Origin of the sequence: Pseudomonas baetica (assembly GCF_019733355.1) — a bacterium.
GTDB classification, from domain to species: domain Bacteria; phylum Pseudomonadota; class Gammaproteobacteria; order Pseudomonadales; family Pseudomonadaceae; genus Aquipseudomonas; species Aquipseudomonas baetica_A.
Window position 1 is genome coordinate 1 of sequence record NZ_JAIHLQ010000010.1, and the last position, 18,393, is coordinate 18,393.

At 61.3% G+C, this 18,393-nt stretch carries 19 protein-coding genes and 1 other RNA gene; 9 read left to right on the forward strand and 11 right to left on the reverse strand.

Annotation, left to right across the window (positions count from 1 at the left end; all coding sequences use genetic code 11):
- Window positions 1-94 precede the first annotated feature (94 nt).
- The 9 genes from gcvH to K5E40_RS11240 all read right to left on the reverse strand — a co-directional run bounded on the left by gcvH (window position 95) and on the right by K5E40_RS11240 (window position 9,514).
- The gene (gene gcvH / locus K5E40_RS11200) at window positions 95-478 is read right to left on the reverse strand and encodes a glycine cleavage system protein GcvH (RefSeq protein ID WP_221730780.1); all 384 of its coding nucleotides are present in this window, start codon (window positions 476-478) and stop codon (window positions 95-97) included.
- A gap of 47 nt (window positions 479-525) precedes the next feature.
- Window positions 526-1,608 carry a glycine cleavage system aminomethyltransferase GcvT gene (gene gcvT, locus K5E40_RS11205; protein WP_221730781.1) on the reverse strand — a complete coding sequence of 361 codons (1,083 nt, stop codon included), beginning with the start codon at window positions 1,606-1,608 and terminating at the stop codon, window positions 526-528.
- 156 nt (window positions 1,609-1,764) lie between these two features.
- Window positions 1,765-3,381, reverse strand: coding sequence for an iron ABC transporter permease (locus K5E40_RS11210; RefSeq protein WP_221730782.1), 1,617 nt, complete (start codon window positions 3,379-3,381; stop codon window positions 1,765-1,767).
- Window positions 3,382-3,521: 140 nt separating this feature from the next.
- Window positions 3,522-4,526 carry an extracellular solute-binding protein gene (locus tag K5E40_RS11215; protein WP_221730783.1) on the reverse strand — a complete coding sequence of 335 codons (1,005 nt, stop codon included), beginning with the start codon at window positions 4,524-4,526 and terminating at the stop codon, window positions 3,522-3,524.
- Window positions 4,527-4,702: 176 nt separating this feature from the next.
- Window positions 4,703-5,920, reverse strand: coding sequence for a 2-octaprenyl-3-methyl-6-methoxy-1,4-benzoquinol hydroxylase (locus tag K5E40_RS11220; protein WP_221730925.1), 1,218 nt, complete (start codon window positions 5,918-5,920; stop codon window positions 4,703-4,705).
- Between the two features lie 9 nt (window positions 5,921-5,929).
- Window positions 5,930-6,415 (reverse strand): DUF4442 domain-containing protein, encoded by a 486-nt coding sequence (locus K5E40_RS11225; protein WP_221730784.1) that lies wholly within the window; start codon window positions 6,413-6,415, stop codon window positions 5,930-5,932.
- On the reverse strand, window positions 6,408-7,595 hold the full coding sequence (gene ubiH, locus K5E40_RS11230) for a 2-octaprenyl-6-methoxyphenyl hydroxylase (protein ID WP_221730785.1): 1,188 nt from the start codon (window positions 7,593-7,595) through the stop codon (window positions 6,408-6,410). Before ubiH ends, K5E40_RS11225 begins: the two co-directional genes overlap by 8 nt.
- Window positions 7,592-8,926: a Xaa-Pro aminopeptidase gene (gene pepP / locus K5E40_RS11235; protein ID WP_221730786.1), complete on the reverse strand. Its 1,335-nt coding sequence runs from the start codon at window positions 8,924-8,926 to the stop codon at window positions 7,592-7,594. The genes ubiH and pepP overlap by 4 nt, the downstream gene beginning before the upstream one ends.
- A gap of 27 nt (window positions 8,927-8,953) precedes the next feature.
- On the reverse strand, window positions 8,954-9,514 hold the full coding sequence (locus K5E40_RS11240; RefSeq protein WP_221730787.1) for a YecA family protein: 561 nt from the start codon (window positions 9,512-9,514) through the stop codon (window positions 8,954-8,956).
- Window positions 9,515-9,643: 129 nt separating this feature from the next.
- Here K5E40_RS11240 and K5E40_RS11245 point away from each other — a divergent pair, with 129 nt between their 5' ends.
- The 4 genes from K5E40_RS11245 (at window position 9,644) to K5E40_RS11260 (ending at window position 11,061) form a co-directional block, all read left to right on the forward strand.
- A complete protein-coding gene (locus K5E40_RS11245) occupies window positions 9,644-9,853 on the forward strand; it encodes a TIGR02449 family protein (protein ID WP_221730788.1) in 210 nt (69 codons plus the stop codon).
- Entirely contained in the window at window positions 9,850-10,167 is a 318-nt protein-coding gene (locus K5E40_RS11250; protein ID WP_221730789.1) for a cell division protein ZapA, read from the forward strand. Before K5E40_RS11245 ends, K5E40_RS11250 begins: the two co-directional genes overlap by 4 nt.
- Before the next feature lie 30 nt (window positions 10,168-10,197).
- A non-coding RNA gene (gene ssrS / locus K5E40_RS11255) (6S RNA) lies at window positions 10,198-10,376 on the forward strand.
- Window positions 10,377-10,455: 79 nt separating this feature from the next.
- The gene (locus tag K5E40_RS11260) at window positions 10,456-11,061 is read left to right on the forward strand and encodes a 5-formyltetrahydrofolate cyclo-ligase (RefSeq protein ID WP_221730790.1); all 606 of its coding nucleotides are present in this window, start codon (window positions 10,456-10,458) and stop codon (window positions 11,059-11,061) included.
- A 35-nt stretch (window positions 11,062-11,096) separates the two neighbouring features.
- On the opposite strand, the gene K5E40_RS11265 is transcribed toward K5E40_RS11260, so the two are convergent.
- Window positions 11,097-11,252 (reverse strand): hypothetical protein, encoded by a 156-nt coding sequence (locus K5E40_RS11265; RefSeq protein ID WP_221730791.1) that lies wholly within the window; start codon window positions 11,250-11,252, stop codon window positions 11,097-11,099.
- Between the two features lie 197 nt (window positions 11,253-11,449).
- On the opposite strand from K5E40_RS11265, the gene K5E40_RS11270 reads away from it, so the two are divergent.
- The 4 genes from K5E40_RS11270 (at window position 11,450) to K5E40_RS11285 (ending at window position 16,825) form a co-directional block, all read left to right on the forward strand.
- Window positions 11,450-11,899 carry an EVE domain-containing protein gene (locus K5E40_RS11270; RefSeq protein WP_221730792.1) on the forward strand — a complete coding sequence of 150 codons (450 nt, stop codon included), beginning with the start codon at window positions 11,450-11,452 and terminating at the stop codon, window positions 11,897-11,899.
- A 122-nt stretch (window positions 11,900-12,021) separates the two neighbouring features.
- On the forward strand, window positions 12,022-12,987 hold the full coding sequence (locus K5E40_RS11275) for an HlyD family secretion protein (protein ID WP_221730793.1): 966 nt from the start codon (window positions 12,022-12,024) through the stop codon (window positions 12,985-12,987).
- Complete coding sequence (rbbA, locus tag K5E40_RS11280) at window positions 12,984-15,707, forward strand: ribosome-associated ATPase/putative transporter RbbA (RefSeq protein ID WP_221730794.1); 2,724 nt, start codon at window positions 12,984-12,986, stop codon at window positions 15,705-15,707. Before K5E40_RS11275 ends, rbbA begins: the two co-directional genes overlap by 4 nt.
- Window positions 15,707-16,825, forward strand: coding sequence for an ABC transporter permease (locus K5E40_RS11285; RefSeq protein WP_221730795.1), 1,119 nt, complete (start codon window positions 15,707-15,709; stop codon window positions 16,823-16,825). Before rbbA ends, K5E40_RS11285 begins: the two co-directional genes overlap by 1 nt.
- Window positions 16,826-16,844: 19 nt before the next feature.
- Here the strand turns inward: K5E40_RS11285 and K5E40_RS11290 are convergent, their stop codons facing one another.
- Window positions 16,845-17,252, reverse strand: a complete 408-nt coding sequence (locus K5E40_RS11290; protein ID WP_221730796.1) for a flagellar basal body-associated protein FliL — start codon at window positions 17,250-17,252, stop codon at window positions 16,845-16,847.
- 150 nt (window positions 17,253-17,402) lie between these two features.
- On the opposite strand from K5E40_RS11290, the gene K5E40_RS11295 reads away from it, so the two are divergent.
- Window positions 17,403-18,380 carry an NADPH:quinone oxidoreductase family protein gene (locus K5E40_RS11295; protein WP_221730797.1) on the forward strand — a complete coding sequence of 326 codons (978 nt, stop codon included), beginning with the start codon at window positions 17,403-17,405 and terminating at the stop codon, window positions 18,378-18,380.
- Window positions 18,381-18,393 lie beyond the last annotated feature (13 nt).

The window sequence follows — 18,393 nt, forward strand, 5'->3', positions numbered from 1 at the left end:
TGAGCTGAACAGCGCCAGTCACGGCGCTACGCGCCATGCCTGGCGCACCACAAAAAAGCCCCGACGGATCGGGGCTTTGGGTATTGCGTTTGGCTTACTCGCCGATGGCAGCCTTGTAGGCCGCTGCATCGAGCAGTTTTTCCAGATCAGCGGTGTCGCTTGGCTTGAGCTTGAAGATCCACGCGCCATACGGATCGGAGTTGAGCAGTTCCGGCGAGCCGCTCAGCTCTTCGTTGACGGCAATCACTTCACCGCTGATCGGGGCGTAGATGTCGGAAGCAGCTTTCACCGATTCGACCACACCGGCCTGATCTTCAGCCGCAAACACTTTGCCCACTTCGGTCAGCTCAACGAACACCACGTCGCCCAGCGCTTCCTGCGCGTGATCGCTGATGCCCACGGTAACGGTGCCGTCGGTTTCCAGACGCGCCCACTCATGACTTTCGGCAAAACGCAGTTCAGCGGGGATATTGCTCATGCTCGGTGTCCTCAGGAAATTATCAGCGGTCGTGCCCGCCGGAAAGGTTAGATCAAAGTTTTGCCATGGCGCACGAAGGTCGGTTTGACCACGCGTACCGGGTACCACTTGCCACGGATTTCCACTTCGGCGCGGTCGGCAGTGGCCATCGGAACACGCGCCAGCGCAATCGATTTGCTTAGCGTAGGAGAGAAACTACCACTGGTGATCTCCCCTTCGCCAACATCGGCGATACGAACCACTTGATGAGCGCGCAAAACACCACGTTCTTCCAGCACCAGACCGACCAGTTTGTGCGCAATGCCAGCGGCTTTTTCCGCCTCAAGCGCCGCGCGGCCAATGAACTGACGCGATGCCGGTTCCCAGGCAATGCTCCAGGCCATGTTCGAGGCCAGTGGCGAAACGTCTTGATGAATGTCCTGACCGTAGAGGTTCATCCCGGCTTCAACGCGCAGGGTGTCGCGGGCGCCCAGGCCAATCGGGGAAATGCCGGCGCCGACCAGATCGTTGAAAAACGCTGGCGCCTGATCCGCTGGCAGGGCGATTTCCAGACCGTCCTCACCGGTGTAACCGGTGCGGGCAATGAACCAGTCGCCGTCAGCGTAAGCTTCGAAAGGTTTGAGGTGCTGGATCAGCGTGGCGCGGGACTGGGTCACCAGTTCGGCAATCTTGTGCCGGGCCTGCGGGCCTTGAATGGCGAGCATCGCCAGCTCTGAACGTTCGTGCAATTGCACGTCGAACCCGGCCAGCTGCGCCTGCATCCAGGCCAGATCCTGATCGCGGGTGGAGGCGTTGACCACCAGGCGATAACCGTCGTCGAGGCGATAGACGATCATGTCGTCAACGATGCCGCCGCGCTCATTGAGCATGGTGCTGTACAACGCACGGCCGGGGCGGTGCAGGCGTTCGACATCGTTGGCCAGCAAATGCTGGAGCCAGGCCTTGGCCTGAGGACCATCAACGTCGATAACGGTCATGTGGGACACATCGAACACCCCGCAATCGCGGCGCACTTCGTGATGCTCCTCGACCTGCGAGCCGTAATGCAGTGGCATGTCCCAACCGCCAAAATCGACCATCTTCGCGCCGAGGGCCAGATGCAGGTCATACAGAGGCGTACGCTGTCCCATGGGTTTCTCCTTCCGGGCGTGGCGAAGGTGCGGACAGCCGCTGCACGGCGCTCAAGCCTTGAAATAGAAGGCTTTCAGCCGAGTTCAGCGAACGGGTCTGTCAGACGATCCGCACCGAATGCCGCGCATTGTAGCCGCATGATTCAGGACTGACGACTAAGTGTTTCTGTGTGCAGAACGTCTGATCAAGCCAATGACCGGTAACAGCCCGACCAATACAAGCGTCAATGCTGGCAGCGAAGCCCTCGCCCACTCCCCTTCGCTGGTCATTTCAAAGATGCGCACAGCCAGCGTATCCCAGCCAAACGGGCGCATCAGCAGGGTTGCGGGCATTTCCTTGAGCACATCGACGAACACCAGCAACGCCGCGCTCAACGTCCCGGGCAACAACAACGGCAGATACACTTTGAAAAACAGTCGTGGCCCACTGACACCGAGGCTACGTGCCGCTTCGGGCAAAGAGGGCCGTATACGCGCCAGGCTGTTTTCCAACGGGCCATAGGCCACAGCGATAAACCGCACCAGATACGCCATCAGCAACGCTGCCAGACTGCCGAGCAGCAACGGTTTGCCTGCACCACCGAGCCAGCCGGAGAGCGGGATCACCATTTCCCGGTCCAGATAACTGAACGCCAACATGATCGATACCGCCAGCACCGACCCTGGCAAGGCGTAACCGAGGTTGGCCAGACTCACCCCGGAGCGAATCGCACGGGTGGGCGCCAGACGTCGGGCGAAGGCCAGCAACAACGCAACGCTGACAGTAATCAACGCCGCCATCCCCCCCAGGTACAGGGTGTGGATGATCAGTCCGACGTAGCGCTCATCCAGATCGAAGCGTCCGCGCTGCCAGAACCAGACGATCAGTTGCAACAGCGGAATGACGAACGCACAGGCGAAAACCAATCCGCACCAACTCATTGCCGCGAACGCCTTCAACCCACGCAAGTGATACAACGCCTTGACCCGCGGCCGCTCGTTGCCCGCCCGGTTCGCCCCCCGCGCTCGGCGCTCGCCATACAGCACCAGCATCACCACCAGCAGCAACAGGCTGGCCAGTTGCGCAGCGCTCGACAGGCTGAAGAAGCCGTACCAAGTTTTGTAGATGGCGGTGGTGAAGGTGTCGAAGTTGAACACCGACACCGCGCCAAAATCGGCGAGGGTTTCCATCAGCGTCAGCGCCACGCCGGCGCCGATGGCCGGACGCGCCATCGGCAACGCCACGCGCCAGAACGCTTGCCACGGTGATTGGCCAAGCACCCGCGCCGCTTCCATCAGCCCTTTGCCCTGCGCGAGGAACGCGGTGCGCGCCAGCAGGTAAACGTAGGGATAGAAGACCAGCACCAGCACCACTACCACCCCGCCGGTGGAGCGCACCCGCGGCAGTCGCAGGCCCGGGCCGAACCATTCGCGCAGCAGGGTTTGCACGGGGCCGGCGAAATCAAGCAGGCCGACAAAGACAAACGCCAGCACGTAGGCCGGGATGGCGAACGGCAACATCAGCGCCCAGTCGAGCCAGCGGCGCCCTGGGAATTCGCACAGGCTGGTGAGCCAGGCGAGGCTGACGCCGAGCAGCGTCACTCCGACACCGACGCCCAGCACCAGCGTCAGGGTGTTGCCTAACAGACGCGGCATCTGGGTTTGCCACAGGTGCGACCAGATCTGCTGGTCGATGCTCTGCCATGAGAGCAGCAGGACGCTCAGGGGCAACAGCACCAGCGCGGCAATGGCGAAGACGATGGGATACCAGCGGCGTTGGGCGGGGTGGGCCACTTTTGGCTCTCTGAGGGGCTAAATGATTGTGCCCACGCTCTGCGTGGGCACACATCTTTTGACGCTCCGCGTCATGGTTTCAGCGAATCGATGCGCAGCGTCGAAGGATGCATTCCCACGCGGAGCGTACATCAGATAGCTCAGTTCCAACCCGCCCGATCCATCAACCGAATCGCTTCAGCCTGACGCTTGCCTGCCACTTCCACCGGCAAGGTGTCAGCCACGAACTTGCCCCACGCTGCGACTTCTTCGGACGGCGCCACCGCCGGGTTGGCCGGGAACTCCTGGTTCACGTCAGCGAAAATTTTCTGCGCATCAGGAGTGGTCATCCACTCGACCAGCGCCTTGGCGGCTTCAGGGTGCGGCGCATGTTGGGTCAGACCGATACCCGACAGGTTGACGTGTACACCTCGATCGGCCTGATTCGGCCAGAACAGTTTTACCGCCAGATCCGGCTTCTGCTTGTGCAGACGGCCGTAGTAGTAAGTGTTGACGATGCCAGCATCGCATTGCCCGGCGTTGATCGCTTCGAGCACCGCGACGTCGTCGGAGAAGACGTCGGTGGACAGGTTATTGACCCAGCCCTTGAGGATTTCTTCGGTCTTCGCTGCGCCATGGACTTCGATCATGGTGGCGGTCAGCGACTGGTTATAGACCTTCTTCGCGGTGCGCAGGCACAGGCGGCCTTCCCAGTTTTTGTCGGCCAGCGCTTCGTAGGTGGTGAGTTCGCCCGGTTTCACCCGTTTGGTGGAATAGGCGATGGTTCGTGCGCGCAGGCTCAGGCCGGTCCAGGCATGGGTGGACGAGCGGTATTGGGCGGGAATGTTGGCATCGATGGCTTTGGAAGTGAACGGCTGGAGAATGCCCATCTGCTCGGCCTGCCAGAGGTTACCGGCATCGACGGTCAGCAACAGGTCGGCCGTGGCGTTTTCGCCTTCGGCCTTGATGCGCTGCATCAGCGGCGCTTCCTTGTCGGTGATGAACTTGATCTTCACCCCGGTCTTGGCGGTGTAGGCATCGAATACCGGTTTGATCAGTTCATCGATACGCGAGGAGTAAACCACTACCTCGTCAGCGGCCTGGGCGGCGGTGGTGCCGATCAGGGTCAAGGCCAGTGCGGTCAGAAGACGCTTGGGTGCCAACATGGGAGTGATCTCTCGGTCGGAAAAGGTGGGCCAAATGATAAGGACTCACATTTAGGTTCTCAATCGAACACTTTCCCAAGGAGTTACCAGATGTTGCGCAGCCTGTAATTTGTGCTGTCGGTTGTAGCCCCTTCGCGAGCGAGCCAGCGAAGAGGCCTGTAGCCTCAATGAAAATCTCAGGGCTTGGCGAGGGCCGGAAGATCACCGGTCAAACCGAGGGCCTCGCGCACAAACAGCGCCTTGGCTTCCGGCATCTGCTCGACCAGTTTCAACCCGGCATTACGCAACCAGCGCACCGGCAATGGATCGGCCTGGAACAACCGCTCAAAGCCTTCCATCGCCGCCATCAGCGCCAGATTGTGTGGCATGCGCCGACGCTCGTAACGGCTCAGCACTTTCACATCGGCCAGACGCTCGCCGCGCTCCGCCGCTTGCAACAGGACTTCAGCCAGCACCGCCGCATCAAGAAAACCCAGGTTCACGCCTTGCCCGGCCAATGGGTGAATGGTGTGCGCGGCATCGCCGATCAGCGCCAGGCCTTCGGCCACATAACGCTTGGCGTGACGCTGACGCAGCGGCACACACAGGCGAGGATCAGCACTGATCACGTCGCCAAGTCGACCTTCAAAGGCGCGTTCCAGCTCGCGGCAGAAATCTGCCTGATCCAACGCCATCAGACGCTCGGCCTCACTTGGCGTGGTCGACCACACGATCGAGCACCAATCCTGCTGCCCATCACGCTCCAGCGGCAGAAACGCCAGCGGCCCGTGGTCGGTAAAGCGCTGCCACGCGGTCATCTGATGCGGTTGGCTGCAACGCACGCTGGTGACGATGGCGTGGTGCAGGTAATCCCACTCGCGAGTGGCCACACCTGTCAGGCGGCGCACCGCCGAGTTGGCACCATCCGCCGCGATCACCAGCGGCGCGCGTAATTGACGACCATCGGCCAGGGTCAGCAACCAATCGTCACCCGAACGGCGCATCTGCTCCAGTCGGGCGTTGGCCAACATGCCCAGATCGCAGTCATGCAAGCGGTCGAGCAAGGCATCCTGCACCACGCGGTTTTCGACGATATGGCCAAGCACATCGGCGTGCACGCTGCTCGCCGAAAAGTGAATCTGCCCGGTGCCGCTGCCGTCCCAGACATGCATGTCGGTGTATGGGCTGCTGCGCCGCTGGGCGATGCCGTCCCATACGCCGAGGCGCTCGAGAATTCGTTGGCTAGCGGCCGATAGCGCGCTGACACGCGGTTCAAATGGCGCTTGAGCATCGAACGGTTTGACGCTCAGCGGGCTGCCGTCGAGCAGCAGGACTTCCAGCCCACTGTCCTGCAACGCCAGCGCCAGGGCGCTGCCGACCATTCCGGCTCCGACAATCAGCAGATCTGCGCGCATTTCCATGCTTTAAGCCTGTCTCGCTTGCGGCTTGAGCCGCACGTAAAGGGTTTTACCGACCCGCGCCACAAGATTGCCGGCGCCGTCATGAATGTCGACCTGCAACTGCGGCAGGTATTTCTCGCCATTGGCGGTCTGTCGCCGGATCTCGTCGAGCAAGGTGTCGTCGATGTTGAACCGGGCGAACACCGTGCCTTTGCCCGGCGCAATGAAATCGATGTCGGCCGCCTTGTCCCAGACGATGTAACGCGACCCTAGGTTTTCCATCAGCATCAGCATGAAGAACGGATCGACCATCGAATACAGGCTGCCACCGAACTGGGTGCCCACGTAATTGCGGTTGTACCAGCCCAGCCCCATCGACACCTGAACGTCGCGAAAGTCATCGCTGATGTGCCGCACGCGCACACCGGCACCGAAGTAGGGCGGGTAGAGCGTCATCACCCAGCGCATCAATCGTGCCTTGCCGAACGAACGGATCAACCAGTTAAGCATCAGGACGCGTTCCAAGGCCCATGGCCTGACGGGCGAACCAGCGCTTGGCCGGTGGCAGCAGATCAAGTCCGAGCAAACCGATGTTGCGACCTAGCGAGACCAGCGGCTGGGAACTGCCGAACAAACGCGTGACCTGATCGGAGAAGCCGACAGTCAGGTCTTGATCCAGACGCTGACGCTCGCGGTACGCCTGCAACGTGGCGAAGTCGCCCAGCGGTTTGTCACTGCCGAGCAAGGCGGCAGCCAAGGCATCGGCATCACGCAAAGACAGGTTGAAGCCCTGCCCGGCAATTGGATGCAGGCTGTGCGCAGCGTTGCCGAGCACGGCCAAATGCGAGCGCACCTGCTCTTCGGCCTCCACCAGCGACAGCGGATACAAATGTCGCGCGCCGACCTGCTTCAACGTGCCGAGGCGATAACCGAACACGCCCTGCAATTCACTGAGGAAATCGCGCTCGCTCAAGTCAGCCAGACGTTGCGCGTCCATGCCCAGACGGGTCCAGACCAGAGCGCAGCGGTTTTCCGGCAGTGGCAGCAGCGCCATCGGACCTTCATCGGTGAAGCGCTCGAAGGCCATGCCGTTATGCGCTTCGCTCGGGGTGATGTTGGCGATCAGCGCGCTCTGGTTGTACGGACGCTTGCGCACGTTGATGCCCAATTGCTCGCGCAGGCCCGAGCGACCGCCATCGGCCAACACCGCGAGGTCGCATTCAAGGGTGGTTTCATCGTTGAGGGTCAGGCGATAGCCATCGGGCAGCGGCTCCATACGGGTGACCTCCGCCGGGCAGCGCCAACTGATCACTTCTTTATCAATGTGCTGCCAAAGGCACTGGCCGAGCCAGGCGTTTTCCACCACGTAACCGAGCGCCGGCACGCCCTCTTCCATCGCCGACAAACGCGCGGTGGAGAAGCGCCCACGGTCAGACACATGAATCTGTTTGATCGGCTCGGCACGGCGGGAGATTTCCTGCCAAACGCCCAACCGTTGGTAGATTTGCCGCGAACCGAAGGACAGCGCCGACGAGCGCGCGTCATAGCTTGGCTGCCAACTGTCGCCGGGGGCGAACGGTTCGATCAGGACGATTTTCCAGCCGCGGGCCTTGGCTCCGGCCTGCAGGGCCAATGCCAGACTGGCACCGACCAGGCCGCCACCGATGATTGCCAGATTGACTCGACTCATGCTGCGTGTGTCCGTGCTTGGGCCATCAGCGCTTCGATGTCGGCGACGGTTTTCGGTACGCCGTGGGTCAGGATTTCACAGCCACTCTTGGTCACTACCACGTCGTCCTCGATGCGTACGCCAATGCCACGCCATTTCTTCGCTACGTTCTGATTGTCCGGGGCGATGTAGATGCCCGGTTCCACGGTCAGCGCCATGCCGACTTCCAGCACGCGCCATTCACCGCCGACCTTGTACTCGCCAACGTCGTGCACATCCATGCCCAGCCAGTGGCCGGCGCGGTGCATGTAAAAGGCTTTATAGGCTTGCGTCGCGATCAACTCGTCGACGTCGCCTTGCAGCAGCCCCAGCTTCACCAGCCCGGTGGTGATCACTTGTACTGTGGCTTCGTGCGCCTGATTCCAGTGCTTGTTCGGGGCGATTTCGGCGAACGCGGCTTCCTGCGAAGCCAATACCAATTCGTAAATCGCTTTCTGCTCAGGCGAAAACTTGCCGTTGACCGGCCAGGTGCGGGTGATGTCGCTGGCATAGCAGTCGATCTCGCAACCGGCGTCGATCAGCACCAGATCGCCACCCTTGAGCAGTGCGTCATTCTGCTGGTAATGCAGGATGCAGCTGTTGCGCCCGGCGGCGACGATCGAGCCGTAGGCCGGCATTTTCGCCCCGCCCTTGCGGAATTCGTAATCGAGCTCGGCTTCGAGGCTGTATTCGTAGAGCCCGGCGCGGCTGGCCTGCATTGCACGAATGTGAGCCTGGGCCGAGATTCGTGCCGCTTCGCGCATCACCTTCACTTCTGCCGCCGATTTATACAGGCGCATGTCGTGCAGCAGATGATCCAAAGCAACGAATTCGTTCGGCGGCTGGGCGCCTAGGTGCGCCTTGGAGCGGATCACGTTGATCCAGTCCATCAGGTGCCGATCAAATTCCGGGTTGCTCCCCATCGCCGAATACACCCGGTCGCGGCCTTCGATCAGGCCCGGCAGGATGTCGTCGATGTCGGTGATCGGGAATGCGTCGTCGGCACCGAAGTCGCGGATCGCGCCTTCCTGGCCGGCGCGCAAGCCGTCCCACAATTCGCGTTCGGCGTTGCGTTCACGGCAGAAAAGCACGTATTCGCCATGCTCGCGGCCGGGCATCAGGACGATCACGGCCTGAGGTTCGGGGAACCCGCTGAGGTATTGAAAATCGCTGTCCTGACGGTAGACGTGCTCGACGTCGCGGTTGCGGATGGCAACTGCGGCGGCAGGCAGGATCGCGATGCTGTTGGGTTCCATCTGCGCCATCAAGGCCTTGCGGCGACGGCTGTATTCCGCTTTCGGGATATGGGTCATGGGCAGATGGCTTTCCCTGGCACGCGATTAATGCAGCGACGGCTTGGCGGCTGGCGGCACGTCGGCTTTCTTGGTTTCCGAGAACAGCAGCAGCGGCGCAACGCGCAGATACTCCATGACTTCCATGTAGTCGGTCTCGCCGTCTTCGGATTCTTCCAGGGCATCTTGCACCTGGGAAATGGCTGCCAGATCCTGCAGCACTTCGGTGGCTTCTGTGCTGAGCATGCTGCTGTCGCGGCAGTTGAGGCCGAAACCGCTGAGGAAACCCTGGCACCATTGGCCCAGTGCAGCAGCGCGGTCAGCGAGTGGGGCATCGTCGGTTGGCAGCAGCAGAACGACCGTCACGTCGTCGCCGGTCAACTCACCCTTGACCATCTCTTGCAGGCCGATCAGGGCGTTGCGGACGTTGTCCTGGGGCTCGCTTTCCAGCAGTTCGGCGGCATCGATCAGCCACTCTTCGGCATTGAAGCCGGCACCGGCGCAACTGCGTCCGAGCAGCAGGCCATGCAGTTCGGCAGGCGAGACGTTGTGGCCGCTGGCAGTCAGCAGGGTGGCAAAAGCTTGGTACGGGGAATTGGCAATGGTCATGGGCAGCTAGGCGCCAGACGGCGCTATGTCTAGAATGAAGGCCTTGTATCCTACATCGACAGACTCGCCAAGACTATTAAAGGCTGTCCGGCTGTCACCTCCCGTCAGACACGAACTCAGTGAACCCCAATGGAAGACACCGACCTGCAAGCGCTGATGGCCAGACTCGAAAGACTGATTACCCGAGTCGAGCAACTAAAGAGTCAAAATACACTCTTACTTGCTCAGGAAAAGACCTGGCGCGAGGAACGCGCTCACCTCATTGAAAAAAACGAAATCGCCCGGCGTAAGGTCGAATCGATGATTTCGCGCCTCAAGGCCCTGGAGCAAGACTCATGAGTTCAAGCAATAGCGTTACCGTGCAGATCCTCGACAAAGAATATTCGATCATCTGCCCGCAGGAAGAACGCAGCAATCTGGTCAGTGCCGCACGCTACCTGGACGGCAAAATGCGCGAGATCCGCAGCAGCGGCAAAGTCATCGGTGCCGACCGCATTGCCGTGATGGCTGCGCTGAACATCACGCACGATCTATTGCACAAAGAAGAGCGCCCGGATATTCAGGCCAGCGGCTCGACCCGTGAACAGGTACGCGACTTGCTCGATCGTGTCGATCTGGTGCTGGCCGACGATCCGGACGTCAGCAAAGGCTGATTCGCCAGACCGCTTGAGGTATACTCGCCGCACTCCCTGGGGTGCTTGCCAGTTGACGATGTCCCTGAGCCGATTCGCACTACCCTGGAAGTTGCACGTTGGGCTGGTGTGCATGTCCGCCAGACGGAAAGCCTTAAAGTCTACTGCATCTTCCACCTTGAACTTTCGGGTTCAAGGGCTAAGTTGACAGCGGTTCATCCGGGGAGCCTGATTCGAATCCGATGTCGGTTCATGCCGACATCGGATTTTTTATGCGTACGTTTTCGTCCAACCTGCCGAAGCCGAACCATGACCGAACCCGCGCTACTGCCCCGCCCGCAACTCCGCCGCCTGCTGCGCAAGGCGCGCCGCTCACTGACACCGGGCGAACAACGTCAGGCCGCCAAAGGCTTGTTCCGGCAACTGGCGCAAGACCCGCACTTTCGCCGGGCAAAACACATTTCCCTGTACCTGCCCACCGACGGTGAAATCGACCCACGCCTGCTGCTGCGTGAAGCGCAGCGTCGGGGCAAGGCCACGTACCTGCCGGTGCTCAGCGCCTGGCCACGCACCAAAATGGTTTTCCAGCGCATCTGTCCCGGCGAAAAACTCAAACCCAATCGCTTCCGCATTCTCGAGCCGCGCGCCAATCTGGCTCGCCAGCGCAAGATCTGGACACTGGATCTGGTGTTATTGCCGCTGGTGGGATTCGACGACGTCGGTGGTCGACTGGGAATGGGCGGCGGCTTCTATGATCGCAGCCTCGCGTATCTGGCGCGGCGCAAGAACTGGCGCAAGCCGACGCTGCTGGGGCTTGCCCATGAATGTCAGAAAGTCGAACGATTGGCGCAGGCGAGCTGGGATGTACCGTTGCAAGGCACGGTCACTGACAAGGCATGGTATTTCGCGCGATAGACGCCGCGCAGATCAGCGGCGTCGAAAAGACAGTTTCAGCGTTTGAACGCGGTCGACTGTTGAACCTGTTGCGCGACTTCGATTGGAGCGTCGGCCTTGTTGGTCCAAAGGCTCTGCGCGTAACCGGTGGTCACGACGCCCAAGCCAAACAAAATAACCAAAGTCCATAGCAAATCCGGTTTGCGTTTCATCGATTGCCCCCCTCAAGGCACATCATCACGATGACAGCAGCGGTTTCCGTTCGTAGGCCGTGCAGCAGCGTCAAGCTTTAAAGGCCGGCATTTTGCGGCAACGTGAACCTGTGCGCAAACGCTGACGTCAACCGACCGTCGGTTTGTCATAAAATTGCCCGACAACTTGCCCACCCATTCCGCCAGGAGAAAAACACATGGCCTATTGGCTGATGAAATCCGAGCCCGACGAACTCTCAATCAAAGGCTTGGAGAAACTCGGCAAAGCGCGCTGGGACGGTGTGCGCAACTATCAGGCGCGCAACTTCCTGCGGGCGATGGCAGTGGGCGATGAGTTCTTTTTCTACCATTCCAGTTGCCCTGAGCCGGGCATTGCCGGGATTGGCAAAATCATTCAAGCGGCCTACCCCGATCCGACGGCTCTGGAGCCGGAGAGTCATTACTTCGATGCGAAGGCCACACCAGAGAAAAACGCCTGGAGCGCGATTGATGTCTCCCATGTCGAAACATTTTCCCGGGTCTTGAAGCTGGACTACCTCAAGCAGCAGACCGCACTGGCCGAAATGCCGCTGGTGCAAAAAGGCAGTCGCCTGTCAGTCATGCCCGTCACACCCCAGCAATGGGCTGCGGTACTCGGATTGCGCTGAGAACTCTTCGGTCACCGTTCTTTACTCACAAAAGGGGCTAGGCTTGGCGCTCATTTGACTGACATCAAGCGACGCCGTCGCTTGAACCGTCAGACTGGACGCAACAGCCGCAGGATGCCCTCATGCCAACGCACAGCCGATCTTCACTCATATACGCCGGGGCTCTCCTGGTTCTGCTGGCGGGAGCGGGTGGCTTCGGTTACTGGCTTTCGGTAAGCAACCGCATGCCCGAAGGCCTTTCGCTGGGCAATGGACGACTGGAAGCCACCGAGGTGCAGATCGCCAGCAAGACGCCCGGCCGCCTGGCCGAGGTGCTGGTCGATGAAGGCGACAAGGTCAGCAAAGGGCAACTGCTCGCCCGCATGGACACCCGCACCCTCGAGGCCGAGCGCAACCAGGCCGAAGCCGAAGTCTTGCGCGCCCGGGAAAACCTCAACGCCGCGCAGGCCAACGTGCAATTGCGCCAGAGTGAGTTGCTGCTGGCCCAGCAAGAGATTGGCCGATCCCAATCGCTGTTCAAGCACGGTTACGTCAGCGCCCAGGTCATCGATCAGTTGCAATCACGCATCGGCACCGGTAACGCCGCCGTCAACGCAGCCCGGGCCCAAGTGTCTGCGGTGGGTGCGGCGATCGGGGCGGCGCAGGCGCAAGTGGCGCAGTTGACCAGTGAGATCGATGACAGCAGCTTGCGCGCCCCCATCGACGGAGTGATCCAGTTGCGCATGGCCGAGCCCGGCGAGGTGCTGGGGGCTGGCGGTCGGGTGTTGTTGTTGATCGACCCTAACGACCAATACATGAATCTCTACCTGTCAGCCTCCGTGGCTGGGCGCCTGGCGGTGGGCGATGAAGCGCGAGTCCTGCTCGATGCCCTGCCAGACAAGCCGTTGCCCGCGACAATCAGCTTCGTTGCCGCCAAATCGCAGTTCACTCCTAAAGAGGTCGAGACCCGCGACGAGCGGCAAAAACTGGTGTTCCGCGTCAAGCTGCAACTGGTGCAACCCAGCGCCGTGCCGCAGGCCAAACCCGGCATGCCCGGTGCCGGCTATGTGCGCACCGCGCCGATGGCCTGGCCGGCCAATTTGCAATGAGCAACTGCGCGGTTCAGGCGACCGGTATCGTCCACCGCTACGGTAAACAGCAGGCGTTGAGCGACATTGCCTTCAGCCTGCCGGTCGGCACCCGTTGCGGGCTGATCGGCCCCGATGGCGCGGGCAAGTCCAGTCTGCTGGGACTGATCGCCGGCGTAAAAGCCCTGCAGCAAGGCCAACTGGACGTCCTGGGCGGCCCGATTCAGGATCGCCACCATCGCAACACGCTCTATGCACGCATCGCCTTCATGCCTCAGGGGCTGGGCGGCAACTTGTATCCCGAACTGTCGATCACGGAGAACATTCAGTTCTTTGCCACACTCTTTGGCCTGTCGAATGCCGAAAGCGAGCAACGCATGCACAACCTGCTGCTCGCCACGGATCTGCTGAAATTCGCCGATCGCCCGGCCGGCAAGTTGTCCGGCGGCATGAAGCAGAAGCTGGGGCTGTGCTGCGCGCTGATTCATGAACCGGATCTGCTGATCCTCGATGAGCCGACCACCGGCGTCGATCCACTCTCGCGCCGGCGTTTTTGGGAACTGATCGACGATGTGCGACGCCAGCGCCCGCAATTGACCCTGCTGGTGGCCACGGCCTACATGGAGGAAGCCGAACAGTTCGAACAGTGCTTGATGCTCGATGGCGGCAAGTTGATCGCCACCGGTCTGAGCCATGAACTGGCAGCTGTCACTCCGAGCGGCAAACTCGATGACGCCTTTACTCATTTTCAGGGCGACAGCGATCACGATGCTGAGCCGCTGGTGATTGCGCCCCGCACCGATGGCAACACCGACATCGCCATCGAAGCCCATGACCTGACCCTGCGTTTCGGCGACTTCACAGCGGTGGACCACGTCAGCTTCGCCATCGGTCGCGGCGAGATTTTCGGCTTTCTCGGCTCCAACGGCTGCGGCAAGACCACCACCATGAAAGTCCTGACCGGGCTGATGCCGGCGAGCGAAGGCAGCGCGACGCTGCTGGGCAACCCGGTGAACGCTAAGGATCTGGGCACGCGCAAGCGGGTCGGGTTCATGTCCCAGAGCTTTTCGCTGTACGGCGAACTCAGTGTGCGGCAGAACCTCGACCTGCACGCCCGGTTGTTCGACTTGCCCAAAACCGAGAGTGCGAAGCGCATTGACGGGCTGATCCAGCGCTTCAATCTGCTCGGCGTCGCTGACCAACCGTCCGGCGCACTGCCGTTGGGGCTGCGGCAACGCCTTTCGCTGGCGGTGGCGGTGTTGCATCGCCCGGAAGTGCTGATCCTCGATGAGCCGACCTCAGGCGTCGACCCCGCGGCACGCGACGACTTCTGGCGGTTGCTGATCGAGTTGTCCCGCGATCAAGGCGTGACGATTTTCCTGTCGACCCACTTCATGAACGAAGCCCAGCGCTGCGACCGCATCTCGCTGATGCACGCAGGCAAAGTATTGGCTTGCGACACGCCGGCCGCGCTGCAACGTCAGTTCGCCGGCGACACTTTGGAAGCGGCCTTCGTGACCTGCCTGGAACAGGCCCAGGGCACGGCCGAATCACGCCCCGTGGCCGAACCGCCAATGGCACCAGCGGCCGCGACTGAGCCGGTCAAGCAGCAAGGTTTGAGCCTCGGTCGCCTGTTGGCGGTGGCCAGTCGCGAAGGCAAGGAGTTGCTGCGCGACAAGGTACGCATGGTGTTTGCGCTGGCGGGGGCGATTTTCATGATGGTGATTTTCGGCTACGGGATCTCCCTGGACGTCGAAAACCTCGCGTTCGCCGTTTATGACCAGGATCAAACGCCGCAGAGCCGGGCTTATCTGGAAGCCTTTCGCGGCTCGCGCTACTTCGAGGAACAGCCAACCATTCACGACGCCCAAGCGCTGCATCGACGATTGCAACGCTCGGAAATCAAACTGGCGCTGGAGATCCCGCCCGGCTTCGGCCGTGACCTCTACGCCGGGCGCCAGCCCGAAGTGGCAGCGTGGCTGGATGGCGGCATGCCGTTTCGCGCGGAAACCAGTCGCAACTACGTCGAAGCCGTGCATCTGGCCAATCTTCAACAACTGGCCGAACAGAGCAGTCCCGCGTTAAGCCGCCAACCGGCCGCCAGCCTGCAAACCCGCTTTCGTTACAACCAGGATGTGGTCAGCGTCAACGCCATCGGCCCCGGGGTCATGGCGCTGATCCTGGCGTTCATTCCGGCGATGCTGACCGCGCTCGGTATCGTGCGTGAGAAAGAGCTGGGATCGATCACCAACTTCTACGCCACACCCCTGACGCGCCTGGAGTTTCTATTGGGCAAACAGGCACCGTACCTGCTGGTGAGTCTGGTCAACCTCGCCGTGCTGGTGGCGATGAACCGCTGGCTGTTCGGCGTGCCGTTCAAGGGCAGCCTGCTGACACTGGCGTTCGGCGGCTTGCTGTACGTGCTGGCGACCACCAGCATGGGCCTGCTGATCTCGGCCTTCACCCGCACGCAAATCGCCGCGATCCTCGGCACCATGATCATCACCAGCCTGCCGACCATCCAGTTTTCCGGGCTGATCGTGCCGCGCTCTTCGCTCGAAGGGGCGGCGGCGGTCATGGGGATGCTGTTTCCGGCCGGCCATTTCCTCGACATCGCGGTGGGCACGTTTACCAAAGCGCTGAATCTGCGACAGCTCTGGCCGCAATGTCTGGCCTTGTTCGGGTTCTTTGTCGGGTTCACCGGGCTGAGCCTGGTCATGCTGAAGAAGCAGGAGGTTTGATGCACAAGTTTGCGCACATCCTGCGCCTGGGACTCAAAGAGCTCACCAGTCTGCGCCACGACAGCGTGTTGCTGCTGTTCCTGTTCTACGCGTTCACCGTGGCGATCTACATGCCGGCCGCCGGTTCGGTGATCGGCGTACACAACGCCAGCGTGGCCATCGTCGACGAAGACCACAGCGCCCTTTCGCGCCAACTGGCTCAGGCGCTGCAACCGCCGGAGTTCCAGACACCGGTGCTGCTGCCTTATGCGCAACTGGACCCCGTCATGGACAGCGGCCAGTACACGTTCGTCATCAACATCCCGGCGCGCTTTCAAACCGATCTGCTTGCCGGACGCCAACCGGCCATTCAAGTCAATGTGGACGCCACGGCCATGAGCCAGGCGTTCATGGGCGCCGGCTACATCAGCCGGATATTCCAGCGTGAACTGCAGGCCTATGGCGGGCAGAGCGAAGCCGCGACCCAGGCCCCGGTGACACTGGTCAGTCGCGCCCTGTTCAACACCAACCTTGAGGGAGGCTGGTTTCTGGCGGTGATTCAGATCGTCAACAACATCACCATTCTGGCCATCATCCTGACCGGCACGGCACTGCTGCGCGAACGCGAACACGGCACCCTCGACCACTTGCTGGTGCTGCCGCTGACGGCGATGGAAATCATGCTGGCGAAAATATGGAGCAACCTGCTGGTGGTGGTGGTGTGCACCTGGCTGTCGCTGGAGGTGGTCGTCAAAGGGGCACTGGGCGTGCCTTTGTCGGGCTCGATGAGCCTGTTTTTGCTGGTGACTGCGGTTTATCTGTTTGCCAGTACCGCACTGGGTATCTTCCTGGCGACCCTGGCGCGCTCGACGCCACAGTTCGGCCTGCTGGCCATTCCGGTGATCATCCCGATGTTGCTGCTGTCGGGCGGCAGCACGCCGCTGGACAGCATGCCGCAGTGGTTGCAGTGGGTCATGCAGGGCTCGCCCTCCACGCACTTTGTCAGCCTCAGCGCCGCGATACTGTTTCGCGACGCCGGGCTGAGCGTGGTCTGGCCGGACTTGCTGGCGCTGACGGCCATCGGCCTGCTGTTCTTCGTCATTGCCCTGCTGCGATTCCGCAAGAGCCTGGCGTCTTGAACAGCGGCGAGGCGATGGTTTACTGAATGATCAGGTTATTGAACAACAGATCCTCAACCACCGGTTTACCGGTCTCGTCATTCATCACTTGCTGAGTCTGCTTCAGCGCTTCCTGACGCAGTTTTTCCTTGCCATCGATGCTGCCCATCGCCTCGGTGGTTTGCTGGGCGAACAGCGCCACCAGTTGATTGCGGATCAGCGGCTCGTTGGCCTTGACCAGTTTGGTCGCCTCTTCACCCGTTACGCGCAGCGCCACGTCGGCCTTGTAGACCTTCAGTTTTGGCGTGCCGTCCAACCCGTAGTTGCCCACGAACGGCGGGCTCAGGGTGATGTAGTTGACCTTCGGCGCCTCGCCTTCTTTGGCTTCTTCGGCCAGCGCTGCCACAGGCAGAGACAGGGCCAGCAACAACATGATCCACGCTTTCACAATTCGCTCCTTATCCGGTTTGCGGCCTAGCATAACGGCCCGCCGCGCAAGCACAAGCTTATGGCTGACTATCAGGGCCGGGTATGCTCGTTGACCCGTTGACTGACACACCTACACTTATCGGCCATCACTCCCAAAGGAATAGCCCTGATGAAAGCCGTGCTGTGCAAAGCCTTCGGCCCTGCCGAGTCGCTGGTGCTGGAAGACGTCGCCAGTCCTGTCGCCAAGAAGAACGAAATCCTGCTGGAGGTGCATGCCGCCGGGGTCAACTTCCCGGACACGCTGATCATCGAGGGCAAATACCAATTCAAGCCGCCCTTCCCGTTCTCCCCGGGCGGTGAAGCGGCCGGCGTGGTCAGCGCCGTCGGCGAAAAGGTCAGTCATCTGAAGGTTGGCGACCGGGTCATGGCCCTGACCGGATGGGGCAGTTTCGCCGAGCAAGTCGCGGTGCCGGGCTACAACGTACTGCCGATTCCGCCGTCGATGGACTTCAACACTGCCGCCGCATTCAGCATGACCTACGGCACCTCGATGCACGCGCTCAAGCAACGCGCCAACCTGCAACCGGGCGAAACCCTGCTGGTGCTCGGTGCATCCGGCGGTGTCGGTCTGGCTGCCGTGGAAATCGGCAAAGCCATGGGCGCCCGCGTCATCGCCGCTGCCAGCAGTGCGGAAAAACTCGCGGTGGCCAAGGCAGCCGGCGCCGACGAACTGATCAACTACAGCGAAACCAGCCTCAAGGACGAAATCAAACGCCTCACCGACGGCCAAGGCGCTGATGTGATCTATGACCCGGTCGGCGGCGATCTTTTTGATCAAGCCGTGCGCGCCATCGCCTGGAACGGCCGCCTCTTGGTCGTCGGCTTCGCCAGCGGCCGCATTCCCGAACTGCCAGTCAACCTCGCCCTGCTCAAGGGCGCAGCGGTGGTCGGCGTGTTCTGGGGCTCCTTCGCCCAGCGCCAGCCGCAAGACAACGCAGCGAACTTCCAGCAGTTGTTCGGCTGGTTTGCCGAAGGCAAGTTAAAACCGTTGGTGTCGCAGGTGTATCCGCTGAGCAATGCGGCGCAGGCGATCAATGATCTTGGCCAGCGAAAAGCGGTGGGCAAGGTGGTGGTGCAGGTGCGCTAAACGCTGTTGCGCA